Source organism: Paenibacillus sp. FSL R7-0204 (genome assembly GCF_038002225.1).
Lineage (GTDB): Bacteria > Bacillota > Bacilli > Paenibacillales > Paenibacillaceae > Paenibacillus_AQ.
The window spans coordinates 5,879,177-5,893,133 of sequence record NZ_JBBOCA010000001.1; the positions used below are offsets into that span (position 1 = coordinate 5,879,177).

Sequence of the window (13,957 nt, forward strand, 5' to 3'; positions counted from 1 at the left end):
GTACCGGGAAATTGATGGACAAGGCGGATAGCCTGTGCGAAAAAGTATATTTACAGCGCTTACAGACAGGCGTATAATTTACATTATTCACAGCGTCGAGACGTAGCTCAGCTTGGTAGAGCGCTTGCTTCGGGAGTAAGAGGCCGCAGGTTCGAATCCTGTCGTCTCGACCATATTTAATTAAGATTCGCGGCATTGGGGCCGCGATTTTTTGGCGTTGGGAGATATTGCGTTGAGGGGCTAACGTAATTTATAAATGCTTGAAGCTTCTTGCGCACCTTCGCCAATCACCCGCTCTGATCAGACGATTACCTCCGCCCTGCCCATAGCCGTCTTCTCAGCTCCATCTCCTCATAGATACGCTCCAGCGGCAATTGCATGGACTGGCCTGTAATGTTCACAGGTGTGCCGGCGAGACGGAGGTTGATGGCCATCAGCCACCGCTTTAGTCCGCGTTGCCGGGACAAGTAGGCTTTGGGATCAGCGAGGAAGATGCAGATGTTCAGTTGTCCATAGTAACGGATAAGGCGGATGTCTGAAATGTCCTCCCACATCAATCGTCCTCCGGGAATCGCCGAAGACTGGTCATCAATGCCCTGGGCATCCACCACTAGCAGCGGGGAGCGGCGCAGCAGCATGATAAGATAGACGATGGCCGCCAGGCCAAACAGCACAGTGCAGGTAATTCCCAGCGTCTGCAGAAGAATAGAAACATCCGTCTTAACCTCCCCCGATATCTTAAGCAGCCAGATTCCCAATATTACAAAGAGCAATGATCCCGCTAACAGGAAAAAGATCTTGAACCAGAACGGCTTCACCACGAGCGGCTGGTAACCTCCATCGTTATACGGCTGATCGTCCATTTCGTTGTCCTCCTTCAGGGCCTGCCATTGAACCGCAGCAGAAGAGGCTTCCCCTCTTGTTTTGGATTATAACTATAAATCCTACCCGATCACTCTACCCTTCGCAACAATGGATCTCAGGGAAATGAGATATAATTACACTTGCGCGCCAGCCGCGCTATTTTCGTATTTTTGGCAGGAATGCCGCCGGGATTAATGCCAGCATCGAGAAGGCAATCGTCCACATAAACGAATGATCGAAGGCATTGGCCACTGCGGCCGGGTCAGGAGTCAGGACGGAATTCAGCTTATTTTGTAAAATAATTGCGATAACTGATACGCCGAAGGCGCCGCCAATCTGCTGCATAATACGGGTGGTGCTGCTGGCGTGCGGGATTTGCTTCGAGGACAGACCGATATAGGCAGAAGCCATAACCGGCAGAAAAACAGCCCCTAATCCAGCCCCCCTCACGATAAGAACCGCACTCAGAAAATAATAACTCGTATCCCCGCCAAGCTGTGTCAGCGGCCAAGTGCCAAGGATGGTAAGGACCGTTCCGGCAAGAACCACGGGTCTCGATCCGATCTGATCTGTCAGTTTGCCGGCCAGCGATCTGGTCAGCAGCATCCCGATGCCTTGGGGGACGAGCAGCAGGCCGGAGATCAGCACAGATTCACCGCGAACTTGCTGGAGATAGAGCGGCAGCAGCAGCATCGCCCCATAGGTCGTCAATCCGGATAGAAACAGCAGCGATGAGGACACGGTTAAAGAGCGTACCCGGAACAGCGTGACATCAATCAGCGCTTCATCTCCCTTGCGGAAGGCATGGATCACGAATACTGCCAAAAGCGCCACACCTGCTATAACGGGAGCAAGAACCGCAGTATGGCCAAACCCGTGGCGGGAGCTGACTTCTCCAAGACCGTACAGGGTAAGCACGATAGCCGGAGACAGTATCAGCAGTCCAGGCACATCCAGCCGCAGCGTCCGGGAATAGTGCTCTTCTTTGGGGAGCCCCTTCCACGCAACAATTATGGCAGCTAGGCAGAGCGGAATATTGACCCAGAAGATCCATCGCCAGCTCAGATGATTGACGATTAATCCTCCCAGCACCGGTCCCAGAATAGGCCCAAGCAGTGCTGGCATAGCTATGGTCGCCATTCTTTTGCCCATATTCTGGCCTCCATAGGCACGTACGGCCAAGGTCTGCATAATCGGCATCAGCAACCCCCCGCCGATCCCCTGAAGGGTACGAAAAATAATCAGGCTCTCCACGTTCCACGCCATGCTGCACAGCACAGAGCCGAGCAAAAACAGACTCAGCGAAAATAGCCACATCTTCCTTCCCCCAAACCGTTCCACAGCCCAGCCTGTTATCGGAATAACCATCGCAAACGACAGCAGATATCCGGTCATCACCCACTGAACAATGGATACCGAGGTGTTAAGTTCCCGAACCAGTGTATCAATCGCCACATTGGTTATCGTCGTATCGAATATCGGGGCCAGAATACCAAGCATAAGAATCCACATCAAATTCCTGGCTGCTGCCTGCTGTTCAGCTGGTTCAAGTGCTGGTTTAGCTTGCTTTTGCAAGTTGATCATCTCCCTTTGGTCGCTAAATAAGAAACTTTAAGTTTCTTATTCGAGCCTATGATATACTATCCTCATAAGAAACACAACGAAATTCTCCAAAGGTGGTTGAGACCGGTATGTCCACTTCTCAAGAACAGGATAAATTGAAGAACAGACGCAGAGGCAAGGAGCTCGAAGCCGCTATACTCCAGGCCGTACGGGAAGAGTTGACTGAGCGGGGGTATTCCAATCTTACGATGGACAGTGTGGCCGAGCGGGCGGGAACTAGCAAAGCCGTACTCTACCGCCGGTGGGCGAACCGCGCTGAGCTTGTCCTTGGCGCCATCCGGGAACGTGTGCCCCTGCCGCTGGAGGAAGTGCCTGATTACGGGAATCTGAGGGACGATGTATGCGGGGTGCTTCGGGCCATGAATCAGAATAATATACAAGCAATGTTGAATGCTTTCTACGGGCTTGTAGCAGAAATGGGCGATATGCCGCTTGCCTCCTATATTTTCCCCCATGGGCGTCAAAACAGGACCATGTCGATTTTGCTGGAGCGGGCTGTGGAGCGGGGAGAAGTATCTGCCGAAGCCGTGACTCCCCGAATGCTCACTTTGCCGTCCGATCTGGCCCGCCATGAGCTGATGCTGTATAACGCACCTATGTCGGAGGAGACGATTGCCAATATTGTGGACGAGGTGTACCTGCCGCTGGTGTTGAAACGGTAATTCTTCATTCCCGGCTCTCAGCTGGACAAGCCACACACAGCTTAGAATAAATAGAAAGCCCAGAGTCTGCAAGGAGGTTCCACCTTGATGCTCTGGGCTTGATTATGTTCCTGCTATCCTCCCAAGTGCTCCGGCCAGACATTTTAGCTCTGCCCAGCCCACAGCCGTCTTCTCAGCTCCAGCTCTTCATATACCCGCTCCAGCGGCAGCCGCATGGCCTGACTCGCAATATTCACGGGAGTGCGGCGAGACGGAGGTTTCGGTTTTTCGATTACATTGGACCTACGTACCACACTCTGTCCCAATGTGATCGGTTTTTCGATTACATTGGGATCACGCTCCGCCCTCGATCCCTATGTGATCGGTTTTTCGATTACATTTGGCCTACGCGCCGCCCTCGGTCCCATTGTGATCGGTTTTTCGATTACATTTGGCCTACGCGCCGCCCTCGGTCCCATTGTGATCGGTTTTTCGATTACATTCGGCTCACGCTCCGCCCTCGATCCCAATGTGATCGGTTTTTCGATTACATTCGGCTCACGCTCCGCCCTCGATCCCAATGTGATCGGTTTTTCGATTACATTCGGCGCTGGGCGTAATGCGAAACAGCGGTGCCCCCGTAGTGGGTGCACCGCTGTCCAGTTACTTTCTTCAAAAATTTCAGCCTCTCACTCAGGCTACAGCTTCCAGATCCGGTACAGAATCACCGCTGCTTCCGCGCGGGAGAGGGTGTCCCCCGGAGCAAGCTTATTGTTCTTACCGTTCACTACGCCGTACTTCAGCAGGGCGGTCACGCTGTCCTTGGCATAGGCGGAGATTTGACCGGCATCGGTGTAAGATGCTATCGATCCGCTGCCTTCCGCCGTGATTCCGGCCGCCTTCAGGGCACGCGCCGCAATTACCATCATCTCCTGGCGGGTGATGACGCCCGCTGGCTTGAAGGTATTGCCCGCATAGCCTGTGACGATACCAAGCTGCTTCGCGGCCGCAAGCTCCTTGCTGTATGCTGCGTTATTCTGTACATCGCTGAAGCCTGCAACTGCTTCAGCAGCAGCTTTAAGCTCCAGCACCTTCACCAACGAGGCGGTGAAGTCTGCTCTGTTCATAGGTGCCGCAGGCATGAAGCTATTGCCTCCCGGAAGGATATCGCGCGCCGCCATGGCAAAAGCTGCCTGCCTCGCCCATGACAGGCTGCCGAGATCTGTATAGGACGGCGGAGCGAAGGCTGCGGCAAATGTACCTAACTCCGGAGTACGGAACAACAGCGCTTCCTTCGCTGCATCGTAACGGCTGTTCACCACAGCAGACCACGTGCCGTTGCCGGTGAGCGAACGGACCAGAATGGACTCCAGGCTGCCAAGCTCTGCTGCTGACGCTGTGTAAGGAATAGAGACGGTCATCGCGCTGCTGCCAGACAAGGCTACCTTCTGCCCGCCTGCAAGCAGGCTCAGTTCCACCACTGGACGGCTGCCGGTCTGCTGGAGAGCAGCGGCATTCAGGCCTTCGGCTGTGGACTGCTTGACCCGGATGCTAACATATTCAGTCGTTGCTGTAATTCCTGCGAGCTGCTCACTTGGAATAGACAGCGTAGCAAGGCCGTTCTGGAGGACAAGCAGGTACTTCTCCTGCGTCTTCAGGCCTTGAAGCGGCAACTGGGCTTCATAGGAGGCCACGCCGGTCAGGTTCGCCAGATCGATGATGATCTGCTTCCGTCCGTCTGCTGCCGGGGCCGCCTGCTTCAGGGCCTGCTGCCACAGCTCAGCCGTAACTACGGCCTTCGCCTCTGTGCCTTCGGTCTTCACGACAGGTCTGAGCGTCACTACGCCATCCTTGCTGTCCATCTGCGCAGGCTTAGGCGCAGGAGTGCTGGTGCTATAGCTGGTTCCGCCAGAGACTGGTGCAGGTGTGGCTGTTGGTGTTGCTTCCGGTGCCGGTGTTGGCGTCGGCTTCGTCGGCGGCTCAGCGCCGTCTTTGGCCTTAAGCGTCAGCACGCCGAAGACGGAGGTGTCCTGATAGCCGTTGCCAGTGGTATCATTCCAGGCGGCCACACTTTGCCGGACGCCGCTCTTGGCATCGTTGATCTGAGTGTCGAAGCCGACCTTGGTGCCGCCGGCTGGCATGATTGTTTTGAACGGAATCTTCATTTCAAGCGTATAGTTCGTTCCGGTTACCTTGGTTGCCGACTCGAAGCCTGCACCAATGGCTGCCGGACTGAAGGAGGCTTCATTGTCGTAATTGACCCGGTATTGTCCGTCATCGCTCTCATAGAAGGTCGTGCGGCCGAAATTCTCATCCAGGAAAATCTCGACAGAGTCCTGCTCCCATGGATTCACATTGCTCTTGTCCAATTGAGCGTCATTCACTTGGACCAGCACATACAGATTCTGGTCATCCCACAGGGTACGCGTGGTTCCGCTTGCGCCCTGCCAGGCCATCTGATAACGGTTCACAGCCATCTCAGGCGCAGAGGCCCAAATTCCATCCGCTGTTCCGTCAATAACCGGCGTGCCGTACACCGCCTCTGACACGTTGGCTTCCGCCGTATTCGGCTCATGCTCAGCCATGAATTTGGCCGGATCAATGACCGCGTAGTAGGCTGGTTTGGCCTGCAAATCCCTGTCGAACAGCAGCGGGCTTGACTCCGCTCTCCAGCTTGTGCGGTCGTCCATACCCCAGAAGGTTACCCGCGCGATATGGTCAGCATGGGCCTTGTAAATATCCATTAATTTGGCATACAGATAGCCTTGGGCAATCTGTTCCTTCTCCGTCTGCTTATTCCCGCTGCCGGCCTGAATATCCAGCTCGGTAATGCTGACTTCTACGCCAAGGGAAATGAACTTCTCCAACGACAGCTTGACATTATCAGGATTCGTATTGATATTGTAGTGCGCCTGCATCCCCACACCATCAATCAGCAGCTTGCCGGGATGGGTTAGTGCGTACTTCTCATTCAGTTCCTTGACCATACTGTAGATGGCCTGGGCCTTGTTCTGGTTATCGTCATTGTAATCATTGTAATACAGCTTGATATCCCACTCCGGATGCTGGTCCAGTACTTCTCTGGCCGCCAGGAACGCCTGCTCCAGATAGTCCGGACCGATGGCATCATACCACGGAGCCTTGCGCAGCGCCGCTTGCCAGTCGGAGGGATTGGACGGGTTATCATTCATCGCCTCGTTGACCACATCCCAGGAGATCACCCGGTCTCCGAAATGCTCCATGACTCCCTTGATGTGCGCCCTCAGGTTAGCGAGTGCTTCGTCACGCCCCAGGGGAACGCTTTTACCCGCTGCATCCGTGGTCAGGTTCATCCAGTCAGGCGACTGCTGATACCAAACCAGCACATGCCCGTGCATCTTCATGCCTTCGGCAAGCACCTTGTTCACCATCGCATCCGCCGCTGTAAAAGTGAAATTACCCTTAGTCGGCTGCAGCGCATCCGGCTTCATCGCATTGCCTGCGGTAGCAACGTTGTGATGCATTTTCAGCAGGTCCAGCCGCACACCTTCCAGATCCTCGGCGGATAGCGCGTTGCCGATCAGGAAGTCATTTTGATAGGTTGTTTTTAGCGGAATCAGATCTCTCTGAATATCCACCGGAGCGGTACCGGTATGTTTGAAATTAATATCATCGATATAAAAGGAAGCGGTTGCATTGTTGGAGCTTTCAATGTAAAGGGTCAGATGTTCGCCGCCTACGCTGTTATAGCGGTAGCTGCCCTCATATTTCACCCAGCCGTCAGCCGTACTGATTGTCTTGGGAGACAGCGCCACATAACTCGCTCCTGAATCATTGCCCACCTGCGTGGACAGCTGGAGCTGTGCGCTCGCCGGTTCGATCAGCTTCACCCAGGCAGACAGGGTATATTCGCTGCCCTTGTCCACATACTTCTCCACACGCAGGGAAGGCCCGTGCCAGGTATTGCTTCTGCCCTCGACCTTCAGGGAATATGAACCGCCCTCGGTATGATTCGCTTCATTCGTTACGGTAAGCGTCTCGGTTCCGGCTCTGCCGGTAAAGCCGCCTAATTCCTGATCTTCAAAAGTAACCTTACTGAACGGCAAGGCCGGTTCACGCACAGGCTCTTCCCCGCCGCCCGGAGCGGACTCTGTCGTTATCAGAAGATCACCAAGGTAGAAGGGTACTGTGGCTCCCTTGTCATTGGAATTGATGCGCAAGGAGTGGTCCCGCTTGTCAAGGTCCGTGGCACTGGTGTCCACCGTGAATGTCTTCGTCAGTGTGACCGATTGCCCTGCCACATAAGGTGTTGCTGCATAATTCCCGTAGCTGTTCACTGTCTGCAGCGCCGCTTCTGCTCCCTCCGGGAGTGTCACCTTCGCGTCAACGTAGACAACAGCCGTTACGGTGTAAGTTTGTCCATGCTTAAGGCCGAGATCGGTGAACTTGAAATCCACCCCGTCCCAGTTATCCTTCCGGTTGCTTACGTATAAGGCTGCACCATCGGCATTCCCTGCAAAAGGAACCTCATTCACCGCACTCAGGCTGGCTCCCCCGGAATGGCTCGTCTTGCCTGTGCCATTCGCAAAGGTCTCGTGATATACCGTGGTCTTAGCCTCGGCTGCCTCCGCCACCGGAAGATACCCGCCTGCCGGAAGAAGCAGAAGGGCTGCCAGCAGCACCAGAGAGACTTGCTTGATTATTCTCTTCATGCATTGCACTCCTCTGTAAGAATTTGGGTTTCAATGAGTTAAGCGCTTACAGCTAATGTGGAAGCCTCCCCCTTCACCACCCAAATCGTAGCATACGGACCCAAGTGCGTCTTACCTGAAATTAAAGGTTGTACCGTGCTTTTTATAGTCTTTTTCGCCGGAGGGTAAGATTGAGCTAAAATAAAGAAGACCCCTGTATCAGGGATCTCCTCGTTATCATCCTATGCTAGATCAGCTTGTGCGCATACCACTTCTTGCCCCGGAAGCGCCACAGGAATACTGCTCCGCGGACCGCCCACTCGCAGTTCATCGCCAGCCATACCCCCAGCACCCCGTAGCCCAGTACAATCCCGAGAATATAGCCGAACACCACCCGGAACAGCCACATGGTCAGCATTGAAGCAATTGAGGTGAAGCGGGAATCTCCCGCTGCCCGCAGCGCGGACGGCAGAATGAAGCTGAAGGCCCAGAGCGGAATCTGGGCAATTGCATTGACCAGCAGCACCACGAACAGATCATCGATAATCTCCACAGGCGGGGAGAAAATAGACACCAGCGGGTGGAACAGCGGCATCAGGATCAAGGCCACCAAAGCGTAAGAGGCGGAACCGATCCACAGGAAGGACTTGATGAACTTCCGGGCATCCTTCACATCCCCCCGTCCGATACACTGGCCGACCACGGTCACAATCGTCAGCGACAGCGCACTGGCCGGAATCTGAAAGACCATCGCCAGTGAGCCGGCAATGGCATTAGTAGCAATGGCATACGTGCCCAGACTGACAATGAAGATCTGCGTCAGCAGCTTGCCGCCGTTGAAGAACATCTGCTCTGCGGCGAACGGTACGCCGATGAACATGATTTTGCGCAGCATCGTAAGCGGAACATGGAACAGGTCGCGGAAACGCACACGCAGCACCGAATCGAACTTAAACAGATAGATCAAGGCACAGGCCATCCCCACATAACGCGCAATATTGACCGCAAGTGTCATGCCCAGCACACCCATATCCAGCAGGTTAATAAAGACGACGTTAAGGATAACGTACAGCACGTTCATAATCAGCGACAGCATCAGCGAAGCCCGTGTCCGGCCCACGCCCCGCAGCGCACCGCATACCGCCTGAACCACGGCAATCCCCAGATACGACATGCTGCTGCCGATCATATAGACCCGGGCATTGTCCAGCACATCGGCGGAGGCCGTCCCGAACAGCAGATTCAGAATGGGCGTATGGAAGGACATCAGCAGCAGACCGATTCCCACCGCAAGCAGCGAGACCGAGGTTACCGAGCCGGCTGTAGCCTGGGAGACCATGCGGTCATTCCCGCTTCCTTTATACTGCGCAACCACCACCGTCCCCCCGGTCGCAATCGCCACAAATACATTGATCAGAAAAATATTCAGGGAATCCACCATATTCACCGCACTGACCGCCGCCATCCCCGACGAGCTGATCATTGCGGTGTTGACCAGGTTCAGCCCGATAATGAAGGCCTGGTCAATGAGAATAGGCAGAAACAAGGCGATAATTTGCCGGTAATCCATGCTGTCTCCGGACAGATATTTTTCCAGCCATTTCTTGGCCGGTTGAGGAGCTTGAAGCTGCATACATTGATCACATTCTTTTCTGTAGAATAATTGCAGGCGTACAATACATTCCTTCCAGTTTACTACAGATTCCGCTCCAAGTCTGTGTTATATATGGATTTCGTTCAGATTACCGGATAACATTCCCTGCCCCCTAAGTAAATTCCTGGGTCCGGCCGAAATATAAAATGAGAGTATTTACTTACGGAAGGAGGAGCCTATTATGAATAACGAGATCGTCAAAAGTCTGATCCAGCAGGTGACGGAAGATGTGTTATCCGAGAACCAAGCTGCCTTGGAGCAGAGTGGAAACAGCCAGGCCAGCATTCAACTAGCTGTGCAATTGTCCGCTGTTACCACCCTTAAGATCCTTGAAAAGCTGGAGCTGATCGATAAAGATTAACCGCACAGCCTGCCTGTGCTACATACCCGTAGGGCACTCCACGCAAAAAACCGCAGGAAGCAAATTTCGCCTGCGGGTTTTTTGCATGCCTATGGGGATTCAGGTGCACTAGTGCTCCACGTTTACGCTCCAGACCTGTTTTTGGCAAATCCAGGTGCAGTAATGCACTTCATTTACGCTGCGTGCCCACTTTCGGCTAATTCAGGTGCACTGATGCACCTCATTCGCTCGCTCAGCCAACTATTTACGAATTCAGGTGCACTTGTGCTCTTCATTTACGTTCTCCTCCCGTTTTCGGCAAATTCAGGTGCAATTCTGCTCTTCATTCTGACGGCTCAGAGGGATTTATCCCCCTCATTTTCGCTCACCGCCCATTTTCAGCTGAATCAATGGGATTTTTCCCTTTCATAGCCTCTAATTGACTCTGATTGACAAATTACTCTTTTCGGCAGCAATTCCACAATACAACTCTTATATACGCTGCGCCTCCAGCTCCCGCCTAAGCTCAAGCGCTTCAATACCCGCCAACAGTACTATTCCGATTCCGTGGGTATCGTTGAGCTGCCAGGTGAGCTGTTCTTTGTAATATAGTTTGTTGAAGGAATAACCCGAGCCCCGGCAGACGCCATAGACATTCCCCTGATGGTCGATGCAGTATTCGGCCAGCGCCATCCAGCCGCGTAACGCTGCATCGGCATATGGATACGGCTCTGTCAGCCAACCTCTACGAACGCCGTGCGCAAAAGCATATACGAACATCGAGGAACAGGATGCCTCCGCATAAGATTCGGGATCGGTCAGAACCTGATGCCATAATCCTGCGGCGTCCTGCAGCCGTAAATATCCTTCGCACAGCAGCCGGTAATACTCCAGCAGTTCTTCCCGCTGCGGATGCTGCTCCGGCAGTACCTCCAGCAGCTCAGTCAGCGAGAACAGCACCCAGCCGTTGCCTCTCCCCCAGGCTACACCGTTCGGCTTGCTGAATTTGTAGTCATACACATGATGCATAATGCCAAGCTCCGGCTGGAACAGCCGATTACGGTAATGGAGAAACTGCGACACCGCATCATCCAGATAAGCGGGATCGCCCGTCAGCAGATAATACCGGCTCAGGAACGGAGTGCTCATATACAGATCATCGCACCACATTGTTCCCTGCATGAAGTCAGTAGTGCCCCGTGTACGGTAGAGCGCCCCCTCCTCATCGCGGGACTGCGTATCTTGAATATACCGGGCGATATACGCAGCTGTATCAGGCGCTCCATGCAGCGGCTGTTCTACATGAGCGGCGAGCATCGTAGCACCGAAGGAACCGCAGTCATCCAGTGAGTCCATGAGCGCCAGCTGCTGGTTGATACCCGGAGCACCATAGCGGCTGCGGTCCCAGAGCGAATAAGTATGAAGCCGGGTACATTGCTCAATATGTCCTCTGGCATAAGCAGAATAATGAGGATCGCCCAGCGCCTGACCGGTACGCAGCAGACCATATAGGGTTACCCCGAGCGGATAATTCCACCGGCCGTACAGCGTACTCTCCAGATAGGGCCTGACTGCGCCGCCAGGACGGTCTACCCGCCAAAAGCATTCCTCCGCCCCTTCGCCGAAGGGAGCATCCATAGCTGCCGCTTCCATAGGCTGAGGTACCGCCGATTCCAGAAAAGGGCCCAGGTACAGCCATGGCCCGGTCTGCCCTTCCACCGGATAGGGACTCACCAGCTTCACTGTGCTGCAGTCTCCACTGGCACCGGCTCCCTTGTTCCTGCTTCCCTGCAGATAGGAGTGTGGTAAAGCTTCCGCAATCCCCCGGCTATACTCCGTCTCCACCTGCACCTCTGCTGTGTTCCCAGCCGCAGCAGCTTCCAGCTCGAAGCCCCAGCCGTCGCCGCCGCACACGGCCTCGACCAGCAGGTCATGGCTGCCGAAGCTCAGCGGCAGCATGCACTCAAGGCCGGCACTCGCTTCGGGCTGGATGGCGGCAAGCCTGCCATCCACGTAGACCTTGAGTGCCGCTACATCCCGGCTGCGGAGGGCCAGCCGGACGTTCATTCCGCCCGGCGCACTCACCGCCGGCCTGCTCCAGGCCAGCGCCTTCGCGCCAGGCTTCGCACCGAGCACGCGCGCGAGATTCCCGCGCTGCGCCTCGTCATCCGGCCAGCCGGCCACCGGATACCAGGCACAGCGGGCCGCCAGCGCAGCTTCGGCGGCCTCCGCGGCTTCGCCGCAGCGGACGCGCTGCGAAGGCTCCGCGCGGTGCGCCGCAGCCTCTCCCTCTGGAGCGCCACCACCCTCCGGCTGCAGCGTCCATCTGCTCTGCTGCGGCGCGCTGTAGATCCAGCCCTCACAGCCGCTGCGCTCCGCAGTCGGGGCCAGAAAATGCAGCGGCGCGCCCTTCACGCTCCCGGTGCCAAAAATCCCGCCGCAGCCGGTACCGGCTGCGGTACACTCCAGCAGGAAGTTATTCCAGCCTGAAGTCAGCCCGGTACGAAAGAACGCCTTACGGTCCGGGAACACATCATCGTTCAGATTGGAAGCGAAAACGGCCACGCCGCCAACATAGACTGTCACCGGACCGAAACAGCTGAGAGCGAGCGGAATATCGCTGTCTGTATCGCTCCACAGCTTCCCCCAGACATAGACAAATTCCCCGTCCCGCAGCTCAGGCAGCCGTTCTTTCAGGTTCATCTCATACCGGCAATCCGGCAGGCGCGGGAAGCTGTTCTCCAGATGAACGCGGTAGACCGGAGGCTGCGGCGGATTTGCACCAATATAGCGGTTCGCTATGATGGCAAGCATCGCTTCCGTATCCTCTCCGGCTGTACGGACGATGGAATGACGGGGATGAAAGTAGGCCCCCATCACAACATCACCTCACCGCCGGGGTACAGGGTGGAGCTGTACAGCCGTTTGGGCTGGGGTAGCGGCTGCCCGGGGTGTACTGCTTGCAGCGGCAGTGCTTCACCGGCATAGACGGCGGCCAGTTCATCCGTATAAATAATAACCTGCTCAGTTCCGCTGCCAATAAGATCCCCATGCACGGCGTAACCCTGCTCGGCGAACTCGGCAACGATATTCATATAGCCGTCATAGAGTGCGGGAAGCACAGCTTCGCCCCGGCGGTACGCCAGAATATAGTCCGGTGCCTCCGGCCAGAACCGGCTGACGGCTTCAACGATGGTAAGCCATCCGTCAGTGGTACGTTCTTCCTTCCACAGCTCCCGGCCGGACTGGTCCAGCAGAAACATGGCATCCTTGCCCCGCAGACCCTTGCCGTCATCCTCGCGGACCAGACGGTCAAGGCCCGCAATCTGCAGACCGGGCAGGTCCGGGCGGAACCGCCCGAGCGCCAGATGCTGCGACTCGACAGAGCCTTCGTACCGCCATAGCTCGCGCCCGTTACGGTCATACATCACCGTCACACTGCCGCCGATCACCAGCTCCCGTACCCCGTCTCCGTTCACATCGCCGACCCACAGGCAATCCGCGTGATCGTCCAGATCCTTGCAGCTCCATAACAGCTTGCCCTCAGCGCTGAGCAGATCATATCCGGCCATCACCTCATCGCGCCCGTCACCGTCCAGATCGTACACCCAGGGATAATGCCCCACATTGCCCTGATGGGTCCAGAGCAGCCGGAACTCCCGGTCCAGCGCCCATAGCTGATGGTAGCGGTCTTTGAGAATGATGTCGGAAGGATAATCGCCGCCTGACAGGTTGGCAATAATGATGCAGTCGTGAGCCTCCTTCGCCGGCAGCGGATGAACCGCTTTGACCTTGCCCGTCGCCCCCTCCAAAATATGAAGCTGGTTATTCATCACACACAGTACCTCTAGAGCCCCGTCACCATCGATATCGGCAATCTGCGCCGGGTAATCGGAGCCTTGGCTGCCTGCGTCCGGGTCCGGCTTGCCCGTCTGCCAAAGCAGGCGGCCATCCAGATTGTACGCCGTCAGGCACTGCACCTGATGCGGAATATAACGCACATCCTGGCGGTTATCCGGCTGCACCAGCAGCAGTTCAGCCCGGCCGTCCCCGTCCAGATCGCCGAGCAGCATTTTACATCTTGGACCGGCGGCGGAGATATCCAGCCCAGCCAGCCGGTGAAGCTTTTGACTATGATCCGTATGATTCACAATACATCCTCCTT

At 55.6% G+C, this 13,957-nt stretch carries 8 protein-coding genes and 1 tRNA gene; 3 read left to right on the forward strand and 6 right to left on the reverse strand.

Annotation, left to right across the window (positions count from 1 at the left end):
* The first annotated feature begins 96 nt into the window (after nt 1-96).
* Nucleotides 97-173, forward strand: a tRNA-Pro gene (locus MKX42_RS25650).
* A 135-nt stretch (nt 174-308) separates the two neighbouring features.
* Here MKX42_RS25650 and MKX42_RS25655 read toward each other — a convergent pair.
* The gene (locus MKX42_RS25655; protein ID WP_340755635.1) at nt 309-863 is read right to left on the reverse strand and encodes an STM3941 family protein; all 555 of its coding nucleotides are present in this window, start codon (nt 861-863) and stop codon (nt 309-311) included.
* Nucleotides 864-1,020: 157 nt separating this feature from the next.
* On the reverse strand, nt 1,021-2,448 hold the full coding sequence (locus MKX42_RS25660) for an MDR family MFS transporter (RefSeq protein WP_445669344.1): 1,428 nt from the start codon (nt 2,446-2,448) through the stop codon (nt 1,021-1,023).
* 107 nt (nt 2,449-2,555) lie between these two features.
* Between MKX42_RS25660 and MKX42_RS25665 the strand changes: the two genes are divergently transcribed.
* Nucleotides 2,556-3,149, forward strand: coding sequence for a TetR/AcrR family transcriptional regulator (locus MKX42_RS25665; protein WP_340755639.1), 594 nt, complete (start codon nt 2,556-2,558; stop codon nt 3,147-3,149).
* Between the two features lie 677 nt (nt 3,150-3,826).
* Here the strand turns inward: MKX42_RS25665 and MKX42_RS25670 are convergent.
* Nucleotides 3,827-7,819, reverse strand: coding sequence for an endo-1,4-beta-xylanase (locus MKX42_RS25670; RefSeq protein ID WP_340755640.1), 3,993 nt, complete (start codon nt 7,817-7,819; stop codon nt 3,827-3,829).
* Nucleotides 7,820-8,045: 226 nt separating this feature from the next.
* Nucleotides 8,046-9,431: an MATE family efflux transporter gene (locus MKX42_RS25675; protein ID WP_340755642.1), complete on the reverse strand. Its 1,386-nt coding sequence runs from the start codon at nt 9,429-9,431 to the stop codon at nt 8,046-8,048.
* Nucleotides 9,432-9,633: 202 nt separating this feature from the next.
* On the opposite strand from MKX42_RS25675, the gene MKX42_RS25680 reads away from it, so the two are divergent.
* Nucleotides 9,634-9,813: a hypothetical protein gene (locus MKX42_RS25680; protein WP_209994152.1), complete on the forward strand. Its 180-nt coding sequence runs from the start codon at nt 9,634-9,636 to the stop codon at nt 9,811-9,813.
* A gap of 471 nt (nt 9,814-10,284) precedes the next feature.
* On the opposite strand, the gene MKX42_RS25685 is transcribed toward MKX42_RS25680, so the two are convergent.
* Complete coding sequence (locus MKX42_RS25685) at nt 10,285-12,669, reverse strand: glycoside hydrolase family 88/105 protein (protein ID WP_340755644.1); 2,385 nt, start codon at nt 12,667-12,669, stop codon at nt 10,285-10,287.
* The gene (locus tag MKX42_RS25690) at nt 12,669-13,865 is read right to left on the reverse strand and encodes a hypothetical protein (protein WP_340757815.1); all 1,197 of its coding nucleotides are present in this window, start codon (nt 13,863-13,865) and stop codon (nt 12,669-12,671) included. The genes MKX42_RS25685 and MKX42_RS25690 overlap by 1 nt, the downstream gene beginning before the upstream one ends.
* Between the last annotated feature and the right edge of the window lie 92 nt (nt 13,866-13,957).

What these genes read in the sequence shown, in the direction of transcription:
- MKX42_RS25655 (WP_340755635.1), bottom strand. Translation starts at nt 863, where the DNA reads ATGGACGATCAGCCGTATAACGATGGAGGTTACCAGCCGCTCGTGGTG.
- MKX42_RS25675 (WP_340755642.1), bottom strand. Translation starts at nt 9,431, where the DNA reads ATGCAGCTTCAAGCTCCTCAACCGGCCAAGAAATGGCTGGAAAAATAT.
- MKX42_RS25665 (WP_340755639.1), top strand. Translation starts at nt 2,556, where the DNA reads ATGTCCACTTCTCAAGAACAGGATAAATTGAAGAACAGACGCAGAGGC.
- MKX42_RS25670 (WP_340755640.1), bottom strand. Translation starts at nt 7,819, where the DNA reads ATGAAGAGAATAATCAAGCAAGTCTCTCTGGTGCTGCTGGCAGCCCTT.
- MKX42_RS25690 (WP_340757815.1), bottom strand. Translation starts at nt 13,865, where the DNA reads ATGCTGCTCGGCGATCTGGACGGGGACGGCCGGGCTGAACTGCTGCTG.
- MKX42_RS25680 (WP_209994152.1), top strand. Translation starts at nt 9,634, where the DNA reads ATGAATAACGAGATCGTCAAAAGTCTGATCCAGCAGGTGACGGAAGAT.
- MKX42_RS25685 (WP_340755644.1), bottom strand. Translation starts at nt 12,669, where the DNA reads ATGGGGGCCTACTTTCATCCCCGTCATTCCATCGTCCGTACAGCCGGA.
- MKX42_RS25660 (WP_445669344.1), bottom strand. Translation starts at nt 2,448, where the DNA reads ATGATCAACTTGCAAAAGCAAGCTAAACCAGCACTTGAACCAGCTGAA.